23 protein-coding genes are annotated in these 25,107 nt (G+C 66.2%); 14 read left to right on the forward strand and 9 right to left on the reverse strand.

What is annotated here, in order from left to right:
• Nucleotides 1–37: 37 nt before the first annotated feature.
• The 8 genes from H9X80_RS06010 (at nt 38) to H9X80_RS06045 (ending at nt 10,955) form a co-directional block, all read left to right on the forward strand.
• Nucleotides 38–2,374, forward strand: coding sequence for an ABC transporter ATP-binding protein (locus H9X80_RS06010; protein ID WP_204793441.1), 2,337 nt, complete (start codon nt 38–40; stop codon nt 2,372–2,374).
• On the forward strand, nt 2,374–4,170 hold the full coding sequence (locus H9X80_RS06015; protein ID WP_204793442.1) for an ABC transporter ATP-binding protein: 1,797 nt from the start codon (nt 2,374–2,376) through the stop codon (nt 4,168–4,170). The genes H9X80_RS06010 and H9X80_RS06015 overlap by 1 nt, the downstream gene beginning before the upstream one ends.
• 261 nt (nt 4,171–4,431) lie before the next feature.
• The gene (gene nadA / locus H9X80_RS06020; RefSeq protein WP_204793443.1) at nt 4,432–5,361 is read left to right on the forward strand and encodes a quinolinate synthase NadA; all 930 of its coding nucleotides are present in this window, start codon (nt 4,432–4,434) and stop codon (nt 5,359–5,361) included.
• Complete coding sequence (locus tag H9X80_RS06025; protein ID WP_239471707.1) at nt 5,361–6,683, forward strand: L-aspartate oxidase; 1,323 nt, start codon at nt 5,361–5,363, stop codon at nt 6,681–6,683. Before nadA ends, H9X80_RS06025 begins: the two co-directional genes overlap by 1 nt.
• A 122-nt stretch (nt 6,684–6,805) precedes the next feature.
• Complete coding sequence (gene nadC, locus H9X80_RS06030) at nt 6,806–7,660, forward strand: carboxylating nicotinate-nucleotide diphosphorylase (protein ID WP_204793444.1); 855 nt, start codon at nt 6,806–6,808, stop codon at nt 7,658–7,660.
• Entirely contained in the window at nt 7,657–8,202 is a 546-nt protein-coding gene (locus tag H9X80_RS06035; RefSeq protein ID WP_204793445.1) for a transcription repressor NadR, read from the forward strand. Before nadC ends, H9X80_RS06035 begins: the two co-directional genes overlap by 4 nt.
• 111 nt (nt 8,203–8,313) lie before the next feature.
• Entirely contained in the window at nt 8,314–9,267 is a 954-nt protein-coding gene (locus H9X80_RS06040; RefSeq protein ID WP_204793446.1) for a hypothetical protein, read from the forward strand.
• A 164-nt stretch (nt 9,268–9,431) separates the two neighbouring features.
• Nucleotides 9,432–10,955, forward strand: coding sequence for an alpha-amylase (locus H9X80_RS06045; RefSeq protein WP_204793447.1), 1,524 nt, complete (start codon nt 9,432–9,434; stop codon nt 10,953–10,955).
• Between the two features lie 50 nt (nt 10,956–11,005).
• Here H9X80_RS06045 and H9X80_RS06050 read toward each other — a convergent pair whose 3' ends face one another.
• Nucleotides 11,006–12,424, reverse strand: a complete 1,419-nt coding sequence (locus H9X80_RS06050) for a Sapep family Mn(2+)-dependent dipeptidase (RefSeq protein WP_204793448.1) — start codon at nt 12,422–12,424, stop codon at nt 11,006–11,008.
• 391 nt (nt 12,425–12,815) lie between these two features.
• Nucleotides 12,816–13,532, reverse strand: coding sequence for a PAQR family membrane homeostasis protein TrhA (gene trhA, locus H9X80_RS06055; protein WP_204793449.1), 717 nt, complete (start codon nt 13,530–13,532; stop codon nt 12,816–12,818).
• A gap of 129 nt (nt 13,533–13,661) precedes the next feature.
• Between trhA and H9X80_RS06060 the strand changes: the two genes are divergently transcribed.
• From H9X80_RS06060 to H9X80_RS06070, 3 genes are all read left to right on the forward strand, one after another.
• Complete coding sequence (locus H9X80_RS06060) at nt 13,662–14,147, forward strand: hypothetical protein (RefSeq protein ID WP_204793450.1); 486 nt, start codon at nt 13,662–13,664, stop codon at nt 14,145–14,147.
• Nucleotides 14,148–14,495: 348 nt separating this feature from the next.
• On the forward strand, nt 14,496–15,221 hold the full coding sequence (locus H9X80_RS06065; protein WP_204793451.1) for a DUF554 domain-containing protein: 726 nt from the start codon (nt 14,496–14,498) through the stop codon (nt 15,219–15,221).
• 317 nt (nt 15,222–15,538) lie between these two features.
• The gene (locus H9X80_RS06070) at nt 15,539–16,981 is read left to right on the forward strand and encodes an ATP-binding protein (RefSeq protein ID WP_204793452.1); all 1,443 of its coding nucleotides are present in this window, start codon (nt 15,539–15,541) and stop codon (nt 16,979–16,981) included.
• A 15-nt stretch (nt 16,982–16,996) separates the two neighbouring features.
• Here H9X80_RS06070 and H9X80_RS06075 read toward each other — a convergent pair whose 3' ends face one another.
• The 6 genes from H9X80_RS06075 to H9X80_RS06100 all read right to left on the reverse strand — a co-directional run bounded on the left by H9X80_RS06075 (nt 16,997) and on the right by H9X80_RS06100 (nt 21,486).
• Entirely contained in the window at nt 16,997–18,268 is a 1,272-nt protein-coding gene (locus H9X80_RS06075) for an ATP-binding protein (protein ID WP_204793453.1), read from the reverse strand.
• Between the two features lie 190 nt (nt 18,269–18,458).
• Nucleotides 18,459–18,905 (reverse strand): helix-turn-helix domain-containing protein, encoded by a 447-nt coding sequence (locus tag H9X80_RS06080; RefSeq protein ID WP_204793454.1) that lies wholly within the window; start codon nt 18,903–18,905, stop codon nt 18,459–18,461.
• Nucleotides 18,906–18,960: 55 nt separating this feature from the next.
• A complete protein-coding gene (gene brnA / locus H9X80_RS06085; RefSeq protein ID WP_204793455.1) occupies nt 18,961–19,224 on the reverse strand; it encodes a type II toxin-antitoxin system BrnA family antitoxin in 264 nt (87 codons plus the stop codon).
• Nucleotides 19,217–19,498: a BrnT family toxin gene (locus H9X80_RS06090; protein WP_204793456.1), complete on the reverse strand. Its 282-nt coding sequence runs from the start codon at nt 19,496–19,498 to the stop codon at nt 19,217–19,219. Before H9X80_RS06090 ends, brnA begins: the two co-directional genes overlap by 8 nt.
• A gap of 324 nt (nt 19,499–19,822) precedes the next feature.
• Complete coding sequence (locus tag H9X80_RS06095; protein WP_204793457.1) at nt 19,823–20,578, reverse strand: hypothetical protein; 756 nt, start codon at nt 20,576–20,578, stop codon at nt 19,823–19,825.
• Nucleotides 20,579–20,907: 329 nt separating this feature from the next.
• Entirely contained in the window at nt 20,908–21,486 is a 579-nt protein-coding gene (locus H9X80_RS06100) for a hypothetical protein (protein WP_204793458.1), read from the reverse strand.
• Between the two features lie 297 nt (nt 21,487–21,783).
• Here H9X80_RS06100 and H9X80_RS06105 point away from each other — a divergent pair, with 297 nt between their 5' ends.
• Nucleotides 21,784–23,868 (forward strand): DNA/RNA helicase domain-containing protein, encoded by a 2,085-nt coding sequence (locus H9X80_RS06105; RefSeq protein ID WP_204793459.1) that lies wholly within the window; start codon nt 21,784–21,786, stop codon nt 23,866–23,868.
• An 8-nt stretch (nt 23,869–23,876) separates the two neighbouring features.
• Here the strand turns inward: H9X80_RS06105 and H9X80_RS06110 are convergent, their stop codons facing one another.
• Nucleotides 23,877–24,212: a nucleotide pyrophosphohydrolase gene (locus H9X80_RS06110; RefSeq protein ID WP_204793460.1), complete on the reverse strand. Its 336-nt coding sequence runs from the start codon at nt 24,210–24,212 to the stop codon at nt 23,877–23,879.
• A gap of 91 nt (nt 24,213–24,303) precedes the next feature.
• Between H9X80_RS06110 and H9X80_RS06115 the strand changes: the two genes are divergently transcribed.
• Both H9X80_RS06115 and H9X80_RS06120 read left to right on the forward strand, forming a co-directional pair.
• The gene (locus tag H9X80_RS06115) at nt 24,304–24,786 is read left to right on the forward strand and encodes a DUF4268 domain-containing protein (protein ID WP_204793461.1); all 483 of its coding nucleotides are present in this window, start codon (nt 24,304–24,306) and stop codon (nt 24,784–24,786) included.
• A 92-nt stretch (nt 24,787–24,878) separates the two neighbouring features.
• Nucleotides 24,879–25,040, forward strand: a complete 162-nt coding sequence (locus tag H9X80_RS06120) for a hypothetical protein (RefSeq protein WP_204793462.1) — start codon at nt 24,879–24,881, stop codon at nt 25,038–25,040.
• Nucleotides 25,041–25,107: the final 67 nt, after the last annotated feature.

The following is a 25,107-nucleotide window of genomic DNA, read 5'->3' on the forward strand; positions in this document are numbered from 1 at the left end:
CCCCCGCAGCCGCCCCCGCCCGCGAGGAGGCCGCCGAATGAGGATTGTCAAGCTCTTCAGGAACCACGTGCTCGCCGTCCTGGCGGTGATCGCGCTGCTCGTGGTCCAGTCCAACGCGGACCTGGCCCTGCCCACGCTCATGAGCGAGATCGTGGACGTGGGCATCCAGCAGGGCGGCATCGAGTCTCCGGTGCCGGACACCATCCGCGCCAGCTCCCTCTCCGACCTCGAGCTCTTCATGAGCGACGACGAGGTCGCGCTCGTCGAGGCCGCCTACGCCCTCGCGGACGGCTCCGGCATCCGCGCCTACCAGGGCAGCGCCGCCGAGAAGGACGCGGACTCCGAGCTCGCCCAGGCCATGAGCCTGCCCGAGGTGGCCGTGCTCGCCCTCGAGCAGGGCGTGGACGCCTCCGCCCTCGGCGACCCGGCGCTCGCCTCCGCGGGCACTCTCGACCTCGACGCGGTGCGCGCCGCGGTGGGCGCCGGGCTCGTCTCGCGCACGCAGCTCGCCCAGGCGGCCACCGCCCTCGGAGACCAGATGGGCTCCATGAGCGGATCGATCGTGGAGCAGCGCGCGGTCTCCTACGTGAGCGCCGAGTACGCCGCCCAGGGCATCGCCGCCGCAGACGTCCAGAACGCCTACCTCGGCCGCACGGCCCTCACGATGTTCGGCCTGTGCCTCGTCTCCCTGGTGGCCACGGTCCTCACGGGCGCCGTTGCCTCCCACACCGCCGCCACCATCGCGCGCGACCTGCGCCGGGAGACCTTCGCGCACGTCATGCAGTTCTCGCCGGCCGAGGTCAACCGGTTCTCCCAGGCGTCTCTGATCACCCGCTGCACCAACGACGTCCAGCAGGTCCAGATGGCCGTGACGATGTTCATGCGCCTGGTCCTTCTCGCCCCGATCATGGGGGTCGTGGCCGTGATGCGGGTGCTCGCCACCTCGACGGGCCTGGAGTGGACCATCGGCGTGGCCGTCATCGCGGTGCTCGCCATCGTGGGCGTGCTGCTGGGCCTCACGATGCCCAAGTTCAAGAGCATGCAGCGCTTCGTGGACCGCGTGAACCTGGTGGCGCGCGAGATGCTCGACGGCATCATGCCGATCCGCGCCTTCGGCCAGCAGCGCCGCGAGCTCGCGCGCTTTGACGGCGCCAGCCGCGACCTCATGGAGACGCAGCTGTTCACCAACCGCGCCATGAGCTTCATGATGCCGCTTCTGATGTTCGTGATGAACTGCGTGACGGTGATGATCGTGTGGTTTGGCAGCCACGGGGTCTCGGACGGCGTCATGCAGGTCGGCGACATGATGGCCTTCATCTCCTACACCATGCAGATCGTCATGGCGTTCATGATGCTCACGATGGTCTCCGTGATCCTGCCGCGCGCCGAGGTCGCCGCCGAGCGCATCGAGGAGGTCGTCGAGTGCCCGGTCTCCATCAAGAGCCCGGCCAGGCCCAAGCTGCCCGCCGCGGGCGCGCCGCGCGGCGAGCTCACCTTCCGCGACGTGAGCTTCCAGTACCCCGACGCCCGAAACGACGTCATCCAGGGCGTCTCATTCACCACCCACGCCGGGAGGATGACCGGCATCATCGGCTCCACGGGCTCGGGCAAGTCCACACTCGTGCAGCTCATTCCGCGCCTCTACGACGTCACGGGCGGCGGCGTGCTGCTCGACGGCGTGGACGTGCGGGACTGGGACCTCTCCGAGCTGCGCGCCCGCATCGGCTACATCCCGCAGCAGGGCATGCTCTTCTCCGGCACCGTGGAGTCCAACCTGAAGTTCGCCGGCGAGAAGGTCAGCGACGCGGACATGCGCGAGGCCGCCCGCATCGCCCAGGCCACCGACTTCATCGAGGGCCGCGAGGGCGGCTGGGAGAGCCCGATCAGCCAGGGCGGCACCAACGTCTCCGGCGGCCAGCGACAGCGCCTGGCCATCGCCCGCGCCCTGGCCAAGCACCCGGAGGTCGTGGTCTTTGACGACTCGTTCTCCGCGCTCGACTACAAGACCGACGCGGCGCTGCGCGAGGAGGTGGCGCGCTCGCTCACGGACACGGCCGTCGTGGTGGTGGCGCAGCGCATCGCCACGATCATGCACGCCGACGAGATCCTCGTCCTGGACGAGGGCCACGTGGTCGGCCAGGGCACGCACGAGCAGCTCCTGCGCAGCTGCCCCACCTACCTGGAGATCGCGCAGAGCCAGCTCTCCGCATCCGAGCTCGGCCTCACGGAGCAGGAGGTCGCGGCCGTCCTGGACGGCGGCGCACCCGGCGAGAAGGACGGTGCAGCTGGCGAGAAGGGCGCCGCGCCCGTCAAGAAGGGCGCCGTGCCTGACCCCGCCTTGGACGGCCGCACGACGAAGGGAGGTGAGCGCTGATGCCGCGCGCAGGACATGGGCGCTCCGTCGAGCGCGCAAAGGACTTCAAGGGCACGATGCGCCACCTGCTGGGCTACGTGGGCGCCCACAAGGTCGCGGTTCTTCTCGCCCTGGTGTTTGCCGTGTGCTCGGTGGTGTTCAACATCGTGGGGCCGCGCGTGCTCGGCTCGGTCACCACGAAGCTCTACGAGGGCCTGGTGGCCACGGTCCAGGGCACCGGCTCCGTCGACTTTGCCTGGATCGGCGCCACGCTGCTGGGGCTTCTGGGCATCTACCTGCTGAGCTCGGGGTGCAACCTCGTCCAGGGCTGGCTCATGACCGGCGTCACGCAGAAGATCTGCTACCGCATGCGCGCCGAGATCGCCGAGAAGATCGCGGTGGTCCCGATGAGCTACTTCAACGGCCACAGCAAGGGCGACGTGCTCAGCCGCATCACCAACGACGTGGACACCCTCGGCCAGTCGCTCAACCAGTCGATCACGCAGCTCATCACCTCCGTCACGCAGATCGTGGGCGTGCTCGCGATGATGCTCTCGATCAACCTCACGCTGACGGGCGTGACGGTGCTGACGCTGCCGGCGTCGATCCTCATCGTGGGCGTGGTGGTGCACTTCTCGCAGCGCTACTTCCGCGAGCAGCAGACGGTGCTCGGCACGGTGAACGGCATCGTGGAGGAGGACTTCGCGGGCCAGAGCGTGATCCAGGTGTTCGACCGCGCCGACGCCTCCGTGGAGGAGTTCGAGCGGGAGAACGACCGCCTGTTCACGAGCGCGTGGCGCAGCCAGTTCCTTTCCGGCCTGATGATGCCGCTCATGAGCCTCGTGGGCAACATGGGCTACGTGGGCGTCGTTGTGGTGGGCGCGGGGCTCGCGCTCAACGGCACGGTCATGCCCGGCGACATCCAGAGCTTCATCCAGTACGTGCGCAACTTCACGCAGCCGGTCCAGCAGCTGGCCAACGTCTCCAACACCATGCAGTCCATGGCGGCGGCCGTGGAGCGCGTCTTCGAGTTCCTGGACGCCCCGGAGGAGACCGAGCCGGAGCACCCCGAGCTTCCCGCCCGCCGCGAGGGCCGCGTGGAGTTCGACCACGTGCGCTTTGGCTACGTGCCCGGAAACGACGTCATCCACGACTTCTCCTGCGTGGCGGAGCCCGGCCAGACCGTGGCCATCGTGGGCCCCACCGGCGCCGGCAAGACCACGCTCATCAAGCTGCTCCAGCGCTTCTGGGACGTGGACGGCGGCTCGCTCAAGGTGGACGGCCTGGACGTGCGCAGCTGGGACCGCTCCGAGCTGCGCGGGCAGTTTGCCATGGTGCTGCAGGACACCTGGCTCTTCAACGGCACCATCCGCGAGAATATCCGCTACGGCCGGCCCGACGCCACCGACGAGGAGGTGGAGGCCGCGGCCCGCGCGGCGCGCTGCGACCACTTCATCCACACGCTGGCCGGTGGCTACGACTTCGTGATCAACGAGGAGGGGACCAACCTCTCCCAGGGCCAGCGGCAGCTCGTGACCATCGCGCGCGCCGTGCTGGCCGACCGGCCGATCCTCATCCTGGACGAGGCCACCTCGAACGTGGACACGCGTACCGAGGAGCTCATTCAGCGCGCGATGGACGCGCTCATGGTGGGCCGCACGAGCTTCGTGATCGCGCACCGGCTCTCCACCATCCGCAACGCCGACGTCATCCTGGTGCTGCGCAACGGCGACGTCGTGGAGAAGGGCACTCACGAGGAGCTGCTCGCGGCCGGCGGCTTCTACGCGGAGCTCTACAACTCGCAGTTCGACGAGTAGGCGAGAAGAACCCTCCGCCTGTGGCTCGCGCGCCCGGCGGCCCGGCCAGGGTCCCGCCGCCGCGCGCCCGCCGCGTCCGCTCGCCCAGCGGCCCGACCGCGACATCCGCGGCCGGGTCGCTTCTGTCCGCGCCGCGCGCCTCGCTCGGGGCGGCGGACACTCCGCCGCTCCCTCGTTTGTGCCGTGCCCCCGTGCTTACTGTCTTGTCACCTGTCAAGTTTGCTGTCATACTGACGAGGTTTGCCGAAGAGGGGAGCCGACATGGTGACGGACGAGCTGCGCGCCGAGGTGGCGCGCCTCAAGAGGGAGCGGGACGCCGTGGTGCTGGCGCACTACTACGTGCCTGCCGAGGTTCAGGAGCTGGCTGACCACGTGGGGGACTCCTTCGCGCTGGCGCGCCTGGCGGCCACGCTGCCCAACCGGACGCTCGTCTTTGCGGGCGTGCGGTTCATGGCGGAGAGCGCCAAGCTCCTCTCGCCGGACAAGGTCGTGCTCATGCCGGACCCCAGCTCCGACTGCCCGATGGCCCACATGGTGCGCCGCGAGACCGTGGACGAGGTGCGCGAGCGCTACGGCGACGACCTCGCCGTCGCCTGCTACGTCAACTCCACGGCCGAGGTGAAGTCGTGGTCGGACGTCTGCGTGACCTCGTCCAACGCGGTGCGGATTGTCCGGGCGCTCCCGCAGCAGAACGTGCTCTTCGTCCCGGACCGCCACCTCGGCCGCTACGTGGCGGGCCAGGTCGGCGAGAAGAACGTGATCTTGAACGACGGCTTCTGCCCCATCCACCAGGCTGTCTCCGCCGCCGAGGTCGCGGCGCTTCGGGCGGCGTACCCCGGGGCCCCGGTGCTCGCGCACCCCGAGTGCGGCGAGGATGTGCTCGCGCTTGCCGACGTGGCGGGCTCCACGGCCGAGATCATCGAGGCGGCGGCCGCCGGCACCGCCACCGACTACATCATCGTCACGGTGGACGGCGTCCGTGCCGAGCTCGAGCGCCGCTGCGCCGGCACCGGCAAGCGCTTCCACTTCCCGCCCACGCGCCCGGTCTGCCCGGACATGGAGCGCATCACGGCCGAGAAGCTCGCGGCCTGCCTGCGCGACGGCTCCGGCGAGGTGGGGATGCCCGCGCCCGAGGTCGCCGACGGGGCGCGGGCGGCGCTCACGCGCATGCTCGAGCTGGGGGCACGCTGATGGCCGCCGCGGCAGCGGTGGCCCGCGCCGCCCGCACCATGGACTGCGACGTCGTGATCGTCGGCTGCGGCGTGGCCGGCCTCTACTGCGCGCTCAACCTGCCCGCCGCGCTCTCCGTGGTCATGCTCTCCAAGGAGGAGGTCGACCACTGCGACTCCATGCTCGCCCAGGGCGGCATCTGCGTCCTGCATGACGCCGGGGACTACGAGTCCTTCTTCGAGGACACGCTGCGCGCCGGCCACTACGAGAACCGCCTGGAGAGCGTGGACCTCATGATCCGCGCAAGCCGCCCGATCATCGACGACCTCATCAAGCGGGGCGTGCGCTTTGCGCGCCGCGCGGACGGCAGCCTCGACTACACGCGCGAGGGCGCGCACTCCCGCCCGCGCATCGTCTACCACGAGGACGTCACGGGCAAGGAGATCACCGAGCACCTGCTTGCCTGCGTCCGTGAGCTGCCCAACGCCCGTATCCTCGAGCACACCTGCATGACCGACGTCATCGAGGGCTTCGACGCCTCCGGCCGGCGCGTCTGCCGCGGCGTGGTGGCCACGGCCGCCGACGGCGCGCGCCTGGAGATCACCGCCGACGCCACGGTCATGGCCACCGGCGGCGTGGGCGGGCTCTACTCCCACTCCACCAACTTCGGCTGCCTCACCGGGGACGGCTGCCGGATCGCTGCCGAGCACGGCGTGCTGCTCGAGCACATGGACTACGTGCAGATCCACCCCACGACCCTCTGGACCAGCCGGCCCGGCCGCGCCTTCCTCATCTCCGAGAGCGCCCGCGGCGAGGGCGCCGTCCTTCTCGACGCGCGCGGGGAGCGCTTCTGCGACGAGCTGCAGCCGCGTGACGTGGTCTCGGCCGCGATCCTCGCCAAGATGGCCGAGGAGGGGTCCGAGCACGTCTGGCTCTCGTTCAGGGACGTGCCGCGCGCCACCATAGAGGGCCACTTCACCCACATCCTCGAGCACTGTCTCGAGGAGGGCTACGACATCCGGGAGGAGCCGATCCCGGTGGTGCCCGCGCAGCACTACTTCATGGGAGGCATCCACGTGGACTCCGACTCCGAGACCACGCTGCCGCACCTCTTTGCCTGCGGTGAGACCTGCTGCAACGGGGTGCACGGTCGCAACCGCCTGGCCTCCAACAGCCTGCTCGAGTCGCTCGTCTTCGCGCAGCGGGCGGCCGACAAGATTATGCGCGACCGCTTTGCCGAGGACACGGCGGCCCAGCTCGCGGCCGCGGCGCGGGAGCGCTCGCGCTTCATCGCCGGCTCGCGAGACGTGACGGACGTGGCGCTTCTGACCGGCGCCGAGTGAGACAATACTGGGACGGGCCTGCCGGGGCTGCCGGCAGGCGGGGCAGACGCCCGCCAGGCACGGGCCCCGCAGGCGAGAAGAACCCGCGCCGCGCGGCCCGGCCGGTCCCGAGAGGAGAGACGATGACGGATCCGATGGTTCAGATGCAGATGGACGACCACATCCGTGCGGCGCTCAGGGAGGACATGCCCTTTGGCGACGTGTCCACGATGGCCGTGATGCCGGAGGCCCGTCCCGGTCGCGTGCAGCTCATCGCCAAGGCCGACGGCGTGATCGCCGGCCTCGCGGTCTTCTCGCGCGTCTTTGAGCTGCTCGACCCCGCCTCGCACGTGGAGGCCCGCGTGGCCGACGGCGACGAGGTCTCCTTCGGCCAGGTGCTCGCCGTGGTGGAGGGCGACGTCCGGGCCCTCCTTGAGGGGGAGCGGACCGCCCTCAACTACCTGCAGCGCATGAGCGGCATCGCCACCTACACCCGGCGCGTGGCCGCGGCGCTTGCGGGCACCGGCACCACGCTCGTGTGCACGCGCAAGACCACGCCGGGCATGCGCCTCTTCGAGCGCGAGGCCGTGCGGTTGGGTGGCGGCGGGATGCACCGCTTCGGCCTCTCCGACGGCGTGCTGCTCAAGGACAACCACATCGACGCCGCGGGCGGCGTCTCGCAGGCCGTGGCCGCGGCCCGGGCTTCGGCTCCCTTCGTGGACAAGGTCGAGGTGGAGTGCGAGACGCTCGACATGGTGGCCGAGGCCGTGGAGGCCGGCGCCGACATTATCATGCTCGACAACATGGACCACGAGCAGATGGCCGAGGCGGTGGCGCTCGTGGCCGGGCGCGCGCAGACCGAGGCCTCCGGCAACGTGGACGCCGCCAATGCCGCGGCCTACGCCGACCTCGGCGTGGACTTCGTCTCGTGCGGGGCGCTCACCCACTCCGCGCCGATCCTCGACCTCTCCCTCAAGCACCTCGAGGTTCTGGGATGACGTCCGGCGACGCCCGTCGCGCGCAGATCATCCAGGAGCTCCGCAAGGCGTCGGGGCCCGTGAGCGGGGCCCTTCTCGCCGAGCGCTGCGGGGTGAGCCGCCAGGTGGTGGTGACCGACGTGGCGCTGCTGCGCTCCCGCGGCGAGAAGATCGTCTCGACGAACCGCGGCTACGTGCTGGAGTCGCCCGCGCCGGCGCGCCCCGTGCGCCTCTTCAAGTGCCGCCACGACGTGTCCGAGACCGCCGACGAGCTGACCTGCATCGTCGACCTCGGCGGATGCGTGGAGGACGTCTTCGTGAACCACCGCGTCTACGGCAAGCTCTCCACGCACCTCGGCGTGGGCAGCCGCCGCGACGTCGAGCGGTTCATGGGCGAGCTCTCCTCGGGCGTGTCCGCTCCCCTCATGCAGGTGACCGACGGCTACCACTTCCACCACGTGAGCGCCCCGACCGAGGACGCCCTTGACGAGATTGCCGCCGCCCTCGACGAGCGCGGCTACCTCGCCGAGCCCACCGCCTACGAGCTCGCCGCCTTCGCGTGACGGCGTGCGCGGCCGCCCGTTGCGCTTCGCGGCCGCTGACCCCATGAGGGCGCTCCCGCACAGTTGGGTATACTCCCCACATCCGAGCGACAAGGAGAAGGGGAGCCATACGTGATCGATCTTGAGCCATCCGTCCCGCGCACGCCTGCCCAGGCGGTGCTGCGGATCGTCTCGATTCTCATGGCGATCATCGGCGTGGCCGTGCTTGCCGGAGGCGTGGCGCTGCTTGTCGCAAACGTCCTTGGGGCGCTGCCGGGCGGCGACGTCTGGACCGTCGCCACCTTCGGCGTCATCATCGTCGTGGCGGCGGGGCTGCTCATCCTCACGGCGGTCCTCGGTCTTGCGGCGTCCAACAACTCGGCGCGCGTGGGCCCCTACCGGTTCCTGTGCTACCTCGTGGGCCTGGCCGTGCTCGTGGCCATCGTCTGGGGCTGGGGCGTGGGCAGCTTCATCCTGTTCAACCCCGTCGTGCTTGTCACCACGATCGTCTACGTGCTCGTCTGCTCGCGCCTCGCGGACAAGGTGAAGGAGGAGCACGACCACGGCGTCACCGGCGAGACCTTCCTCCGCTCGCGCTACCAGCGCGTGCTGCACCTGCTCTCAGAGATCACCGTCCTCAAGGGCGTGCTCACGGCCGTGGTGACGGCCGTGCTGACCGCCGCCCTGCTCGTCTACGGGGAGGGGGAGCAGGCCACCATCTCCGGCATGGACATCACCGTGACCGGGGCGACCTTTGCGCTGATGGTGGCCGGCGCGGTGTCGGCGGGCATCAACCTGCTCGTGGGGTGCCTCGGCATCTGGGGCTCAAACCGGCCGTCCAAGATCCGCCCGTTCCTCTTCCTGGCGGCGCTCGTCACGGTGACGGACGTGGTGCGCGTGGTGGTGGCGCTCGTGACGGTCGGGCTCATGGGCGTGTCCTTCGACCTCGTGCTCGACCTGCTGTTCATGGTGTCCTGCACCTACCTGGCCGCGCGCATCCTGCGCCAGCCCTCGCCCGAGGAGCTGCTCGCCCAGTCCGTGGGCGCCGCCACCGTCTCGCCTGCGGACGAGGGGGCCGACGCCTGAGGCCCGCAGCGTCGGCGGCCGCGCGTGACGGCGTCGGCGGCCGCCTAGACGGAGCGCGCCCCGCCGGTGCCCGACCCGACAGCCCCGAGGTTCTTCTCGCCGTGTCGCTCTGACCGTCCGCTGCCAAGTCCCGCCCCGCCCGTGGGCGCAAGAAAGGAAGTCGCATGAACGGAACGATGCTCCAGGGGTTCTCGTGGTACCTGCCGGCCGACGGCTCGCACTGGCGGCGCATCGCCGAGCAGGCCCCGAGCTTTGCCTACGAGGGGATCACGGCCGTGTGGCTGCCGCCCGCCTACAAGGGCCAGGCCGGCGCGCAGGACGTGGGCTACGGCGTTTACGACACCTACGACCTCGGCGAGTTCGACCAGAAGGGGACCGTCCGCACCAAGTACGGCACGCGTGCCGAGTACGAGGCCGCCATCGCCGCGCTCCACGCAAACGGTATCCAGGCCCTTGCGGACATCGTGCTCAACCAGCGGATGGGCGCCGACGGGGTGGAGGACGTGCGCGCCCAGGAGGTCTGCGCGCAGGACCGCGACGAGGCCACGGGCGCTCCGCTCACCATCGGCGCGTGGACCCGCTTCACCTTCCCGGGCCGCGCGGGCGCCTATTCGGACTTCACCTGGGACTGGACGTGCTTCCACGGCGTGGACTGGGACGAGAGGACCCGTCGGAAGGGCATCTTCCTCTTTGAGGGCAAGCACTGGGATGACGCGGTGGAGCGTGTGGAGAACGGCAACTACGACTACCTCATGGGTGCCGACGTGGACGTCAACGACCCGCGCGTGTACGACGAGCTCGTGCGCTGGGGCGCGTGGTACGTGGGGTCCTGTGGGCTCGACGGGTTCAGGCTGGACGCGCTCAAGCACATCGACCGGGACTTCTACCTGCGCTGGCTTTCCGAGATGCGCTCTCGGGCCGGCCGGGAGCTCTTCTGCGTGGGCGAGTACTGGGCCCGCACGGCAGACGAGCTCCAGGCCTACCTCGGCGCCGAGAGGTGCATGTCCCTCTTCGACGTGCCGCTGCACTACAACCTCTACCGCGCGAGCTGCTCGAACGGCGACGTGGACCTCTCCAAGATCTTCTCGGGCACGCTCGTGGAGCGCGACCCGGTGCACGCTGTGACCTTTGCCGAGAACCACGACACGCAGCCCGGCCAGGCGCTCCAGTCCTTTGTCCAGAGCTGGTTCAAGCCGGCGGCCTACGCGCTCATCCTGCTGCGTGAGGCGGGCTACCCCTGCGTCTTCTACGGGGACCTCTACGGGATGCCCAACGGCGGCAACATCCCGGCGGTGGCCGAGCTGCCGCTCCTGATGGAGCTGCGCCGGCGCTTTGCCTATGGCGCCCAGCACGACTTCCTCGACGCGCCCGACGTCATCGGGTGGACGCGCGAGGGCGACGACGAGCACCCGGGCAGCGGCCTCGCCGTGGTGCTCACGGACCGCGACGGCGGCGAGAAGCACATGTACGTGGGCACGCGCCACGCGGGCGAGCGCTGGGGCTGCGTGATCGGCGAGCAGGACGACGTGGTGGTGGGCGCCGACGGCTGGGCGAGCTTCCGCACGCTCGGCGGCCGGCTCTCGGTCTTTCTGCCGGAGCGCTCGGCCGACGCCCTCGAGCACGACCGCGTGCTGCGCCGGATCGTGCGCGAGACCGCCGAGGACACCGAGGAGATGCGCGTGCGGTAGGGCGCGCGGCGTCGGCGTGCGGTAGGGCGGGCCACACGCCGACGCGTTCCCTAGAGGTCGAGCTCCATCAGGCGCGCGATGGACACGATGTAGATCTTGAGCGCGCGGCGCAGGCTCTCCTCGGAGACCGCCTCGTCGGGACCGTGCTCCATGCCCACCCAGTCCGGCGTCTTCTCGCTCGGGTCGTGCGGGCCGAAGGCACAGGCGCGCTTGAAGTGGCGCGCGTAGGTGCCGCCGCCGATGGTGAAGGCCTTGGCCGGCCTGCCGGCGTACTCCTCGTAGGTGCTGAGCAGCACGCGGATCTCGGGGCTGTCCGGGCTGATGTAGAAGGGCTCCTCGCCGGAGGTCTGCTCGAAGGCGCAGCCGTACTCGGCGGCCACCGAGCTCAGGCGCTCGGTGATGGCCTCGGCCGAGGTGGTGGTGGGGAAGCGGGAGTCCACCGTCTGGACGAAGCGGCCGTCCACGGTGCGCACGGTGCCGGCGATGCAGGTGAGCGCGCCGAACTTGTCGTCCGAGGCGGCGATGCCGGTTGCGGTGCCGTCGGTGTCCTCGGTCAGGCGGGCGAGAAGCTCCAGGAAGGTGCGCTCGCCGGCGCCCGCGAGGTCGTTTGCCAGGAGGTAGCGCGCGAGCACGCCGATGGCGTTGACGGTGCCGGCCGGCATCGAGGCATGGCCGCCCACGCCGGTGGCCGTGACGCGGGCGAGGCCCTCGCCTGCGCCCTCCACTGCGATGCGCTCGGCCGCGGGAAGCGAGCCCGCGTCGGCGCGCACGACTGCCACGGCGTTGCCGGGGATGGCGTTGCTCGAGGTGCCGCCGTCAAGCTCCACGATCTTCTCGCCGGCGACGACGCCGGAGGTGAAGCGGCCGCTGTAGAGGCCCTTCTCGCCGCAGATGAGCGGGAAGTCGGCGTCGGGGGAGAAGCAGAAGAGCGGCTCGGGGTAGCGTCCCAGGTAGCGGGGTACGTCGCCCATGCCCGTCTCCTCGTTGTTGCCGATGATGCAGCGCAGCGTGTAGGGAAGCTCCAGGCCTGCGCTCGCGCGGCGCGCGAAGAAGTGGGCGGCGTAGAGGGAGACCACGAAGGGGCCCTTGTCGTCCTGGACGCCTCGGCCGACGAGGTAGCCGTCCTTGCGCGTGACCTCGAGCGGGGGGAAGTGCCAGCCCAGGCCGAGGGGGACGATGTCGGTGTGGGCGATCGTGGCGATGTAGCGGTCCGGGCCGGAGGCGCCGGGGACGTCGGCAAAGCCCAGGTAGCCTTCCACGTCGGTCACCTCGAGGCTCAGGCGCGCGGCCATGTCCTCGGCCTCGACCAGCGCGGCGTTGGAGGCAGGCCCCCAGGGCTTGCCGAGCTCCGCCGCAGAGAGGTCCTCCACGGACTCGTGGCGCACCAGGCGCGCGATGTCCGCGACGACGTCCTCCCAGACCTCGTCGACGTAGGCGTCGACCTCGTGCTTGAACTGCTCGTCTACCATGTGCCCTCCTCGGGGTCGGGTGTGTGCCGCGTCCCATAGTAGCGCGCCGGCGGGTCGCTGCGCGGGATGTCCGGGGAGTGTGCGCCGGCGGGCGTGTGACGACCAGGCGACGACCGGGCGACCGGGCGACGACCGGGTGGCGACCGGGTAGCGGCCGGGCGACCACGATTCCCTGCGCCGGTTTTGCCGGGGGTGTGCGTTTTGGGTGCGAGAAGTACGGGGTCTGTGCGCGTCGGCACGCACAGGGGCGCTGATTCTGGCACCGAAAACGCACAACGGCGCCGAATCCCGCGCACACCTCCGGCCAGCACGCAACGGCGCCGAATCCGGCGCCGCGCCACCGCGCCACCGCGCCGCGCCACCGCGCCGCCCCGCGGCCGGCCGTCCGGCCTCACACCACGAACAGCAGCGCCGAGAGCGTGATGCAGACGCTTCCCGCCAGCGTGAACAGATGGAAGACGAAGTGCAGGTAGGGAACCTTCTTGATGGCGTAGAGGACCGCGCCCACGGTGTAGCTGAGGCCACCGGCCAGAAGCAGCCAGAACGCGGGCGGCGCGAGCAGCTCCCAGAGGTCGCCCACGCGGAAGATCACGAGCCAGCCCATGATCACGTAGACGATCGCGGTGAGCCAGGCGGGCTGGCGCTCGCGCAGCAGGCACTCGGCCACGATGCCCGCCACGGCCACGGCCCAGACCGCCGCGCAGAGCGGAATGCCGCCGCGGTCGGCCAGCGTGACCAGCGAGAAGGGCGCGTAGCTGCCGGCGATGAGCAGGTAGATGCCGCAGTGGTCGAGCACGCGGAAGACCGCCTTGGCCTTCTCGGGCGCAAGGGCGTGGTAGAGCGTGGAGAAGAGGTACTCGATGATGAGGGAGATGCCCATGATGAGCGCCGCGGCCAGGCGCACGCCCCCGCCGTGGGAGACGGCCGTCACGATTAAGAGCACGAGGGCCGCGATGGCCAGCAGCACGCCGACGCCGTGACTCACCGAGTTGGCGATCTCCTCGCCGAGGGAGTAGAGCCGCTTGCGTAGGGGCTTCTCGCCAGCCGGGGCTCCTGCCGGGCCGGCCGCGTCTGGGACGGTCGTGGTTGGGTCGGTTGCGCTTGCCATGTGTCTCCCTCCGCCTGCGAGCCGTCCGCCTCGCCCGGGTATACTGGTACGTGTCGTGCCGGGGCGAGCGGTGTGCCGCCGGCGCGTTGTCTTGGAAGCATACCTTTCTGGAGGCGGGAGTCGCGGGCCATGAGGAAATCTACGTTCATCGGTAACTTTGTCGCGTGGGTGGTCGTGGCGGCGGTCTGCATCGCGTTTCTCGCGTGGTACCACATGAGCGACATGACCGTGGTGGCCGACGTGCTGGGCGACTCGCCGCTGGCGCAGCTTGGCGTGGTGCTGGCCGCGCCGGTGCTGCTCTACGCCATCGGGGTGATCTTGGGCCTCATGGTGCTCTGGTTCAAGAAGATCACGCTGGGCCACGCCTTCAAGCTGCTGTGGCGCGTGCTCGGGATTGTGGGGCTCGCGGTCCTTGCTCTGGCGGCGGTGCCGCTGCTGGGCGGCGACGCGGCCCAGGCCTTCATGTGGGCGTCGGTCATCGTGGTCTACGTCTCCGTGGCCGCGCCGATCCTCATCATGGTCTTCGGGTTCTTCTACGCGCTCGGCTGCGCGGGCACGGACAAGAGCCGCCGCGGGCCGTTTGCCAAGTACCTGCCGGACGACCACTTCGAGTAGGGCGGGGCTGCGGCGGCTGCGGTCTGGTTGACCGGGCCGGTTGCGGCGCACCGGTGGCGGCGCACCGTTTTCGGACGTTTTTCTCGCCAGAAACGTCCGAGAACGGTGCGCCCAGTTGTGACGCACCGTTACCGGACACTTTTCTCGTCGGGACCGTCCGAGAACAGTACATCAACGGTTTATGTACCGTCTTAGGACGCTCCGGGTGAGAAGAACGACCGAAAACGGTGCGTGATCCGCGCCGTAGGACCCGGTCAGTCCTGCCCCGAGGCAAACGTCTTGTCTGCCCAACGGTCACGTGCCGTACAATGCGCACGGCGCACAGGCGAGAAGAACGGGCGGCAGCACATGATCGGACTCGGGACCATCATCAACGTGGCACTTATCGTGGCCGGCGGAGCCGTGGGGCTGCTTGCCGGGCGGCTTGTGCCGGAGCGCGTGCAGGAGGGCCTGCTGCGCGCCACGGGCGTGGCCGTGCTCTTCATCGGGCTGGCCGGGGCGCTCGCGGGCATGCTCTCGGTGGGGGAGGACGGCGCGATGGTCTCGGGCGGGAGCGCCCTGGTGGTGGCGTCGCTGGCCCTGGGAACGCTCGTGGGCGAGCTGCTTGACATCAGCGCGTGGTTCGAGCGGCTGGGCACGTGGCTGCGGCGCGTCTCCGGCAACCAGGACAACGCTCGCTTTCTTGACGCCTTTCTCACGGCAACCTTCACCGTGTGCATCGGCGCCATGGCGGTGGTGGGCGCCATTCAGGACGGGATCCTCGGCGACTGGTCCACGCTGGCGCTCAAGGGCGTGCTCGACGCGCTCATCATCGCCTCGATGGCGGCGTCGATGGGCGTGGGCTGCCTCTTTGCGGCGGTGCCGGTGGCGGTGCTGCAGGGCTCGGTGACGCTGCTCGCGCGGCTCCTCTCGCCGCTCATGACGGACGCGGCGCTCGCGAGCCTCTCGTGCGTGGGGTCGATCCTCATCTTCTGCGTGGGCGTGAACCTCGTGCGTGAGCGCACGTTCAACACCGCCAACATGCTGCCCGCGGTGGTCGTGGCGGTTGCGCTGGCGCTCGTGGGGGTGGCATAGGTGTAGCTGGACAAGGTGTCCCAGCCAACTGGCCGACCTCGGTGCCTTGGGACCGGCGTTCCGAGCACCTGTGCTCCTTTTTTTCAACCTAGTGGAAAACAGTGCTGATCTTCGCTCTGATTGTTGTGGCTGAGTGCATCGAGGACTGCGACCTAATGTACGAGGGACACGCGTCGGCTCGTCTTGCGCCCTATTTGATGACGCTGGCATCAGAGACTAGGGAGTGCGCTCGATATGAGGTAAGGTCTTCTCATTATTTGTTGTCTACAATATACTAAGATACAACTTAGTAAGTCATAACTTAGTATGAGGTGGCAATGTTTATCGGTAGAGAGCGGGAGCTGTCAGACCTTGAGCGTGCCTACAAGGACGGTGGCTTTCAGATGGTTGCTGTGTACGGGCGGCGCCGCGTTGGAAAGACCGCCCTACTCCACAGGTTCGTCTCTGACAAGGAGAACGTGTGCTACTTCACGGCTCTGCGGACGACTGCACGTGAGAACTTGGACGGTCTGAGCGCGGCGCTGGCCCAGGAAACCACATATCCGGACAATGACCTGTATCCTGGCGCAGCGGTTTTTCCGGAGGCCTACCCCGTGTACCGCTCCTTTGCGGAAGCGTTTGCGGCTCTGTTCAGAATGGCCCAACGCGAGCGAATCATCTTCGTCATCGACGAGTATCCCTATCTCGCCGAGAGCTATCCCGGTATCTCCTCACTTCTTCAGAAGCTGATTGATGAGAACAAACAGTCAAGCAGGCTGTTCCTCGTATTGTGCGGTTCCTCGATGAGCTTTATGGAGGAGCAGGTCCTCGGCGAGAAGAGCCCTTTGTACGGTCGCAGGACCCTGCAGATGAAGCTCGATCCCTTCGACGCCTTCGATGCGGCACAGCTGCTTGGCAATCCCGACTCCGCGAAGGCTGTCGAGTTCTATGCGCTTGCGGGGGGCGTCCCCCTCTACCTCGAGCAACTCGATGCTCGTAGGAGCGTGGCGTGGAACATCGCGAACAGGCTCCTGGCGCCGAGCTCGATTCTCTCCAACGAGGTGGAGAATCTCCTACTTCAGGAGGTCAGGTCCCCTTCGAGCTATAACGCCATTGTCGAGGCAATCGCCCGAGGCTGCGTGCGGCCTCAAGAGATCTCGGATAGGACGGGCATCAAGTCACCGCTGGTCCAACAGTGTCTTTCTCGGCTGGAGCGTCTGGCCATTGTACGACGGACGGAGCCCGTTGGCCATCACAAGAAGAATCAGGTCCGCTATGTAATCGCGGACAACCTGTTTCGGTTCCACTATCGTTTTGGGATTCGCTATCGCACGGCCGTGGAGTCAGGGCTGGCCGAGGCCGCGGCGAGAAGAATCGTCTCCGATGACCTCTCGACCTTCGTAGGCCCGGTCTTCGAGGAGGTCTGCCGGCAATGGCTGATGAGGCAGGTCGCTGGCGGGGAGCTGGACATGATTCCCGTCGAGATGGGCTCTTGGTGGGGGACCAACCCCGTGACTCGACAGGAGGAAGAGGTGGACGTCGTTGTGCGGGGCGTCGATGGCGAGCTCGTGATCGGTGAGTGCAAGTGGAACAACGCGCCGGTAGACGCGTCTGTGCTGGGCACATTGCGGCGTCGTGCTGCACTCTTTGGGGGAGGGGAGAACACCCAGCTTTATCTGTTTGCAAGGAACGGATTCGACGAAGCGTGTCGTGAGCGGGCGCGGCGCGCTCCGGACGTTCATCTGGTTGCGTTGGGCGAGATGTTTGGATGCGACGGGTGACGGAACCGCCTCGCCCTACACCGCCCAGACGGGGAACGCCCAGGCGCGCTCGCTCACGGGGAACGTGTCCCGCGTCATGCAGACGATGGCGCCCGTGCCGATCTCGCGCCTGAGCGCCGCCAGCTCGGCCGGGACGTCATCGGCGGCGACCGGGTCGAGGACCCCGAGGTTGCGCGCGTCCTTCTTGGACGGCGAGGCGGTCTTCTTCACCTCGATGGGGTAGAGCGTCCCGTCGCTCTCCATGAGCAGGTCGATCTCCTTCTTGTCGTTGTTGCGGAAGAAGCAGAGCGGAGCCCTCCGGCCCGCGTTGAGGAAGCTCTTATAGATCTCCCCGAAGGCGTAGGTCTCGAACATCTGCCCGCTCATGGCTCCCGCCTCAAGGGCGCGCGGGCTCGTCCAGCCGGTCAGGTAGGCGGCGAGGCCGGTGTCCAGGAAGTGCATGATCGGCTGCTTGGAGAGGCGCTTGAGCAGGTTGTTGGCATAGGGCTCCACGACCTTGACGATGTAGGAGCTCACGAGCAGCGACAGCCACGTTTTGGCGGTCTTCTCGTCGATGTCCGCGATGCGCGCGAGCTCTGCGTAGACCACGGGCTTGGAGGTGAGCGCCGCGCACGCCGTCATGAAGCGACGAAACTTGAGCTCGTCGCCGATCTGCGAGAGATCGCGGATGTCGCGCATGATGTAGGTGTCGAGGTAGGACTCGTAGCCGCCGGGACGCAGGTCGTCGGGTAGCGCACGGATGCCGGGGAGCGAACCGGCGCAGATGCGCTCGTACGCCTCGGCCACGTCATAGGATGCGGATGCGGCCACGCGTCGGACGAAGTAGTCGGGGCCGGGCGAGAAGGGCTCGGACGCCGTGCCCGCGATCTCCGCACCGGAGAGCCCGAGCATCTCGATGACGCCGACGCGTCCGGCCAGCGACTCGGAGACCTCCTTCATGAGGTGGAAGGGCTGCGACCCGGTGAGCCACACCGTGCCGTTCTGGTCGGAGGCGTCCACGACCTCCTTGATGTATGGGAGAAGCTCCGGTGCCTTCTGGATCTCGTCGATGAGGACGGGAGGGCTATAGCGCTGAAGGAAGAGGGCGGGGTCATCCTTTGCCGTCTGGAGGATGGCGGTGTTGTCGAGCGACACGTAGGAGCGCCCGGCGCCGTTTGCGGCGTCCTCCTCCATGAGGTGGCGCAGCATGGTCGTCTTGCCGACCTGGCGGGGACCGGTCACCACGATGACCTTGAAGTGCCCGGAGTAGCGACGAACGACGGGCTCGAGTGCGCGCGTGATATACATCGGCTGCCTTCCTCGAATCTTCTCAAATCCGGAGTCGATTCCGGATTTGAGAAGATTATAACAGGGGTGATGAGAGTGGCGCTTTGGTGACGGGTCTTTCTGCCGCCAGGCTCCGGAATCGCCGCCTCGGCGCCGGGCCAGCGTGGCGGCGCGCTGTAATGGGGTGCCGGGACGGGAGGGAGACCATCCGCTACGCCGTCCGAGCCTTCTTCCGTGGCCGGCCGGGATGCGGCGGGTCGACGAGCCGTGCCTCCACGCTTGCGCGTGTGACGAAGGTGGCGTGGCCCTTGGTGTAGCCCTCGAGCCTGCCCGACCTGATCATCTGCGTGATGCGCGGCCGGCTGACGCCCAGCGCCCTCGCCGCCTCGCTTGCCGTGACGGTGTCGATGGCCTCGAGGGAGACGTCGACGCCGATCAGGATGACGGTTCCGCCATGCGCAGGCGGCAGGCCGATGGGGAGCTCCGGCGGCTCGGTTCCGGCCATCAGCCAGTGCTCGGCCTCGCCCCGGAGCCACTCGGCCGCCATCATCGAGGCGTCGCGTGGGTCGCTCCCCTCGGTTCCTCCTTCGAGTCCGTGCGGCACGGCGAGGACCACGCACTCGGTCTCGACGAGCTCGAACTCTGCCATCACGAACATGCGCGCTCCGTTCTCACTTGAGGCCCGCCTGGCGCTTGATCTAAGTGCGGACGGGCTACATCGAAGTCCTCCTCGCGCGCCGGTCGTCCTCGTCGTCGAGCCGCTCGGCGAGCCATATCTTCACGAGCGACTGGCGCGTGACGCCGTACTCGCTCGCGTAGGCGTCGAGGCGGGCCACCATTGGCGCGCTCATGTCGACACTCACCCGCCGCTGCGGCTGTCGGGGGCGCTCGAAGGTCGCCTCGTCGGCGTAGGGGAGCACCTCCCCTCCGGCGTCGAACAGCTCGTCGATTTGCTGGCTTGTTGGCTGGTCAGTCATGGTATCGCCTCACCTCTGCCTTGGTCGCGCATCGCGCGGAGATGATGCGGGTGCGCTCGCCACTGATTCCGCGGTAGGTGACAATCGCGGACAGATAGCGCCCACGAGCGACGCGCCCCACCACGAGCCATCGGTCCTCGGGTTCCTGGGCGACCTTGACGCGATAGTAGTTCGGGTCGAGCCAGATGCGCGTTGCCTCATGAAAGCTTACCCCGTGCTTGGCGAGGTTTGTGCTCGCCTTGTTCTTGTCCCACTCGAATCCTGACGGCCTCATTGTACGCTTTCTGAACAGTTATGGAGTAGATACCGTGCTTTGCTCAGACGTTTTGAGGTTGTCAGGCTAGCGCTACGACTTCGCCGTTGTCTGACGGCTGACTGACCTGAAGGTGACCGCCCAGCTCGGGGCGGCGGGAGGGTCGTGTGGTTGCAGGTTCTATCGGTGGGCGGTAGCTGGGGAGGCGACGAGCGTCGCGTGCGCTACGCGGTTCGCGTTAGCCCCAGCCATGTTGTGCGCCAAATGGACCGTTTGCACCCGGTCTTTGTTGCGATGTCTGGACTGTGTTATCACCAGTCACTTGCTATATGATATCCAGCGCAGTTAAGGAGCTCCAACTAAGAGCTGGCAGATTCGGGTAACCTGGAACGACGTTCTCCGCGTCGCCTTCATGTACAAGTTCGGGATGGGGAAGCTCCTGAACCTTTTTCCGCGTAGATTGACGGGCGTTTTAAGACATGCCTCGAGGCTCTCGTCCTGACGGGAGATTTTCATGGCTTCACTTTTCGCTCTCAGAGACGCCTTCGTGGCATCGTCGGCCACCCTGAGGCATTCCTCCGTGAACTCCGCCCACTCCTTCGCGCTTTTCTGCACGAAAATCGACCCGATCTTGCTGATGGTGAACGCTGCGCCGGCAACTACCGCCAGTATCCAGGCGACGGCGACTGGCGGCTTCTTTTTGAGGAGGTTCCCTATCTCGTTGCGGAACTTGCAGACGGCGCCCAACACGCCGCCAACGGTAGCAACTGCGGCGCCCGCTGCAATTGCGTCTCTCGCGAACTGCTTTTCAACTATCTCGTTGCTTTTTCGGAACTTCTTCCTTGCTCGCCCGACGAATCGAACCTGTCTTCTCATTCTGAAGGGCGCGGACCTCATCGAGCTCAGCAGATCGAGACACTCTGAGACCGTAGCTTCCGCCTTAGCCCTCGCGTCTGTAAGCGTCTTGCGGCTCTCGTCCAGCGCATCAAGAGCCCCATCCCGTCTCTTCTCCGCTTCTTTGGCGCGCTCTGATTGTTCTTTCCTTATTCCAAACACGCCGTTCGCGCTCTCTCTCGACACTTGCCAATCAATAAGAACCATTATTGGACATTTCCCGATTCCTCCTCCCGCGTGAATTCCTTTGTGGAACGACAGAACGCATCGCCTTGCGCCCTTTCCCGGCTGAAATGGCGCTTTGTGACCACGTTGGACACCCTTCCCGAGCGGGGCATCCCCGCCCGGAGAGGAGATACGAATGGAATCGGTGGTCACGACGCTGATGATGGACCTTCTAACACCTGTAAGCATGCTGGGTGCAATCGTGGCCAATGTCGACATGCTGGTGGGTTACGCGATGCTGATGGCAGGACTTGGCGCCGCAACCGATAACGCACGCGCCATTCGAGTCACGCTGTGCAGACGAACGAATCCTACAGCCCCAAGAAGTACGTCCGTATCTTCTCCGCCATGAGCTTGCGGCGCTCCTCGAGGAAGTACTCGTAATCCTCGGCTCCCATGCTATATACATCGGCAGGAATGCAGTTGGCGGAGAGATTCGCATTGAGCTCGTCAACCGTCTGGATGTCTCCGAAGTACTTCTCCCCCGCCTGACAGGCATGCAGCGCCTTTGCGAAGTAGTCGCCCGGTCGGCTGTCGGCTATCGCGATGTTGATGCGCTTCTCGAGATAGGCGTAGTTGGCGATCTGGTTGTAGAGGCGCTGCGGCGCGTCGAGCTTTTCCCTGAGGTACGCCTTAGGGAAGATGTGGTGGATGTCGCCGATGTTGCTGATGACGTCAGCGACCTTGAACCCGCTCGTAAAGAGCGTGTTATCCGCTGAGCGCACCTGCGAGGCAAGGTACACCAGCCAAGCGCCCGTGCGCGTGCTCGTCGTGTTGAGTTGCTGGGGCAGGCCGACCTCCCAGAACGTGTCGGAGAGTTGCGCCCGGACGATCTCCTCGTACACCGTAAGAAAGCCCCGCTCGGCGATGGAGCGGATGTCACGGTCCATAACGGACTCAGACGATCCCGAGTACCTCCCCGTCAGAACGGACGTCACGTACTAACGCTGGACATACCGCTTCACGTCAGTGGCCGAGACCGCCGCGTCGTCTCGCAGCCTGAGATAGACGCTGTAGGCGAAGTTGATCGCACCCTGAGAGCAGGGCCACAAGGTCGGCGAAGATCCCACTTCCGCCATTCGGAGCCATACTTGCTGTTCAAAGCACTCCTTTCGCTCGGCAGACTCTTGGATAGAGAATTGTAAGCTACAGTAGTATCTGACGTCCTGAGAGTGAAGGAAGACGAAGTGACTCCTCAAGATCTCATTCCCCAACCGCTCGTTGTCGACGCTCCCGTTTGGGATTTTGACGAGGACTCGTTTGCGCGACGGTATCGGGATAAGCTCGGGAAGGACGAGCGCCATCTTATCTTCCATTATCCGACGGTGTACGTCGTTTATTCAGGGACGTGCGACCAGCATTCTCGGATGAACGAGTATGACGTCTACGTCGGAGAGACGAACGGCATCGTCGCGAGGACGAGGCAGCACCTTGGCCCCGATGCGAAAGTCCGAGAGGACTGGGGGGAACTTGCCAATCGCGCAGAGCATGATCACGAGTCAGTCCGTCAACTCATCATCGGAAATGAGCACTTCAACAAGTCACTTACGCTAGATGTCGAGAACCGCATGATGCAGTATCTTCTCGGCTCGGATGCTGTCTCGCATCTTAATAACCGTCGCTCCAACGCTCAGGGCGATTATTATACGCGTAAGGAGTTCGACAGTCTTTTCTCGAGCATTTGGCGCAGCTTGAGCACAATGCGCCCGGAGATTTTCCCGTCGGAGACCGTTGTCAAGGACTCGGCGCTCTTCAAGGCATCTCCCTTTCATCGGCTGACAGACGAACAAATTGAGGCTGAAGAGATGGTTCTTCAGGCGATTCAGGAGGCCTTGATCGCCTCAGCGTCAGCCGACGCGCTTGCTGACGGACAATTCGGGAAGCTGATTCTTGTTGAAGGTGCTGCTGGCACGGGAAAGACCGTGCTCATAAGCCATCTTTTTTATCGAATTGCTCGTGAGCTGGGGCCGCGGGGACTCTTGGACGACGAGGGTCTCGTTGATCTTTTTAGGGAAAACGCTAACAGAGCGGACAGACTCTCCGCCTTCATTCTCATCAAGCATAACGAGCAACGTCACGTCTACAACCAGGTTGCCACGAAGCTCGGCCTGCAGAAAGAAGCAGATCAGGTTGTTTTGAAGCCCGTTACGTTTATTGACAGGTACAGCGCCCCGCGGTTTGATGCAAATGGCAAGCGGATGCAGAGGGGTGACGTGTTTGCCCCGTGCGGACGAGCCGACATTGCCCTCGTGGACGAGGCCCATCTGCTCCTTACACAAAAAGATCAAAGCTATTCCGGCTATAATATGCTACTTGACATCATGAGACGTGCCAAGGTGACGGTTGCCGTCTTTGACCCTAAGCAGATTCTTCAGGCCAAGCAACAGTGGACCGATGATGATTTGGTACAGCTTGTAGGAGCGTACGACGGCGCTTCCAATGGGGAACGCTCGGTCATCCTGAGTACGGGCGAACATTTCTCGTGCGCTTCGGTTCAACTTAGGCGGCAGATGCGCATTGCCGCGGACGACGAGACGATTCGTTGGATTGAGGACTTCGCGGATGGGAGGGGCATCGGGGCAATTCCAAGATCTGAGAAAAAGGGATTCCCAGAGGGCCAGCAGCCTTATGACCTGAGAGTCTTCTCATCACCTGTCGATCTGTTTCTCGCCATCCGTGAGAAGGCGGCTGATGATGAGGGAAAGGGGCTCTCTCGGGTGCTTGCTACGTATGATTGGGCATATAAGGACGACAAGCCCCATGAGGGCACTCCCGACTCTATGTGGGATGTTGAGCTTCATCTTGATTATGACGGTCAATGGAAGATGGGGCTTGCCGCCGATGATCCAAATGGGTTTGTCGAGGGCGAGGACGCGAGCCAGCCAACTCGTTTCTGCCATCCCTGGAACTATTGTCTCGTGAAGCGCTCTTCCACGAAGGCGGAGGAGGAGATTTCTTGGGCGGAGAAGCCCGAGACGATCGATGAGATTGGGTCGACGTATACGATTCAGGGATTCGACCTCAACTACGCCGGGGTTATTATCGGGCCATCAGTAAAGTATCGTGAGGGCAGGATTGTGTTCGACGCGGCTGCGAGCAAGAATGCCAAGGCGACAAACAAGCGTGAGAGCAAGTACGACTATTCCGAAAAGAACCTCAGAAACGAGCTTGGTGTCTTGCTCAAGCGTGGCGTACACGGCTTATACCTTTTTGCGGTGGACCCTGAGCTGCAGGCGGCGCTCATGCGTGCCCAAGAGGGACATGCAGCATAGAGCGTCGGTTAGAGCTCCGAGTATTTTGCGGAGGAGTCACGTGATTTCTCAACAGGGTAGTGCTGCCCATTCTTGAGAATCTTGTCATGAAGCGCTTCGGGTATGTTGATTCCCTCCGCATCGGCAAGATAGATGCAGTACATCATTACGTCTGAAAGTTCCTCTCGAACGTGCGAGCGAGTTTTCTCCGGATTCAGATCGGCTCCGCTCCACTGGAAGCACTCGAGCAGCTCGGCGGCCTCTAGAGAGATTGAAAGCGCGAGGTCCTTTGGGTTGTGAAACTGCTTCCAGTTTCGCGCGTCGCGGAACGAGAGGGCTTCGTCTCTGGCGTCTTCGAAGGTCATGAAGGTCACCTTTCCTGTTGACGATCTTCCATATAGTGTAATTTATCATCTGATATTGTGCTGTGCGGGATGGTTTCTGACTACGAGCGCTTTGGTACGGTACCTGGTGGACGCGGAGCGGGCCGAGGCGATAGACCGGAAGAGCCTGCTCGCCGCGTTCTGGGACGGGCTCTTCAGCTACTGCTCCGACCGGCCCGACTTCGTGCAGGCGTACGGCGACCAGTCGGAGCGGTGGGAGAACTCGGGCTGGTACGTCACGTTCGGCCTGGGGCGGCGCGACGCGCACGCGACCGCGTTCTGCGCGCGGCGCGACGGCTGGGTCGGGGCGAGCGTCTACACCACGGACTTCTCGCTGTACGATTGGCTGCTGGAGCGGCGGCACGAGGTCGAGGCGCTGCTCGGCGCTACGGGTGGGGAAGTTGTCTGGAACGACGGGAACGAGAAGTCACGTGAGCTCCTGGTAAAGCTTTCGGCCGACGTCTCGCCCGAGCACTGGGACGAGCTCTACCCGTGGATCGCGGACGAGCTGCTGCGGATTCGGCAGCTCGTCGGCGAATCGTGCGAATGGACGTGACAGCAACCGAACCGCGGAGGAGCTTGGCCTGACGCCGGCCTCCGCCCCCACCGTCCTCCGCCCCCCCGCCGACCTCCGCCCACACCGTCCTCATGAAGCGCCTCGTTGACGAGGGCGGCTTTTCCTTTGCCGTCCGCAGGCGCGTGCCGACGGGGACCGAGTTCACGCGGGAGATGGACGAGCGCCGTGCCATGCGCGAGGGCAACGAGGCGGCCCACGACCTGGTGGAGGTAGATGCCCTACCTGCGGGATGACCGTACTCGGCAGCTACCTCGCGCTGGCGGGAGAGTAGCCGCCCCCAATGCCCGTCCTTCTCGCCCC

Source organism: Olsenella profusa (assembly GCF_016900315.1).
Lineage (GTDB): Bacteria > Actinomycetota > Coriobacteriia > Coriobacteriales > Atopobiaceae > Thermophilibacter > Thermophilibacter profusus_A.

Coding starts and splice junctions, on each gene's coding strand:
- H9X80_RS06065 (WP_204793451.1), top strand. CDS start 14,496: ATGATCGGACTCGGGACCATCATCAACGTGGCACTTATCGTGGCCGGC.
- H9X80_RS06110 (WP_204793460.1), bottom strand. CDS start 24,212: ATGACCTTCGAAGACGCCAGAGACGAAGCCCTCTCGTTCCGCGACGCG.
- H9X80_RS06050 (WP_204793448.1), bottom strand. CDS start 12,424: ATGGTAGACGAGCAGTTCAAGCACGAGGTCGACGCCTACGTCGACGAG.
- H9X80_RS06035 (WP_204793445.1), top strand. CDS start 7,657: ATGACGTCCGGCGACGCCCGTCGCGCGCAGATCATCCAGGAGCTCCGC.
- brnA (WP_204793455.1), bottom strand. CDS start 19,224: ATGACTGACCAGCCAACAAGCCAGCAAATCGACGAGCTGTTCGACGCC.
- H9X80_RS06080 (WP_204793454.1), bottom strand. CDS start 18,905: ATGTTCGTGATGGCAGAGTTCGAGCTCGTCGAGACCGAGTGCGTGGTC.
- H9X80_RS06075 (WP_204793453.1), bottom strand. CDS start 18,268: ATGTATATCACGCGCGCACTCGAGCCCGTCGTTCGTCGCTACTCCGGG.
- H9X80_RS06045 (WP_204793447.1), top strand. CDS start 9,432: ATGAACGGAACGATGCTCCAGGGGTTCTCGTGGTACCTGCCGGCCGAC.
- H9X80_RS06100 (WP_204793458.1), bottom strand. CDS start 21,486: ATGGACCGTGACATCCGCTCCATCGCCGAGCGGGGCTTTCTTACGGTG.
- H9X80_RS06010 (WP_204793441.1), top strand. CDS start 38: ATGAGGATTGTCAAGCTCTTCAGGAACCACGTGCTCGCCGTCCTGGCG.
- trhA (WP_204793449.1), bottom strand. CDS start 13,532: ATGGCAAGCGCAACCGACCCAACCACGACCGTCCCAGACGCGGCCGGC.
- H9X80_RS06120 (WP_204793462.1), top strand. CDS start 24,879: ATGAAGCGCCTCGTTGACGAGGGCGGCTTTTCCTTTGCCGTCCGCAGG.
- H9X80_RS06070 (WP_204793452.1), top strand. CDS start 15,539: ATGTTTATCGGTAGAGAGCGGGAGCTGTCAGACCTTGAGCGTGCCTAC.
- H9X80_RS06015 (WP_204793442.1), top strand. CDS start 2,374: ATGCCGCGCGCAGGACATGGGCGCTCCGTCGAGCGCGCAAAGGACTTC.
- nadA (WP_204793443.1), top strand. CDS start 4,432: ATGGTGACGGACGAGCTGCGCGCCGAGGTGGCGCGCCTCAAGAGGGAG.
- H9X80_RS06060 (WP_204793450.1), top strand. CDS start 13,662: ATGAGGAAATCTACGTTCATCGGTAACTTTGTCGCGTGGGTGGTCGTG.
- H9X80_RS06090 (WP_204793456.1), bottom strand. CDS start 19,498: ATGAGGCCGTCAGGATTCGAGTGGGACAAGAACAAGGCGAGCACAAAC.
- H9X80_RS06095 (WP_204793457.1), bottom strand. CDS start 20,578: ATGGTTCTTATTGATTGGCAAGTGTCGAGAGAGAGCGCGAACGGCGTG.
- nadC (WP_204793444.1), top strand. CDS start 6,806: ATGACGGATCCGATGGTTCAGATGCAGATGGACGACCACATCCGTGCG.
- H9X80_RS06025 (WP_239471707.1), top strand. CDS start 5,361: ATGGCCGCCGCGGCAGCGGTGGCCCGCGCCGCCCGCACCATGGACTGC.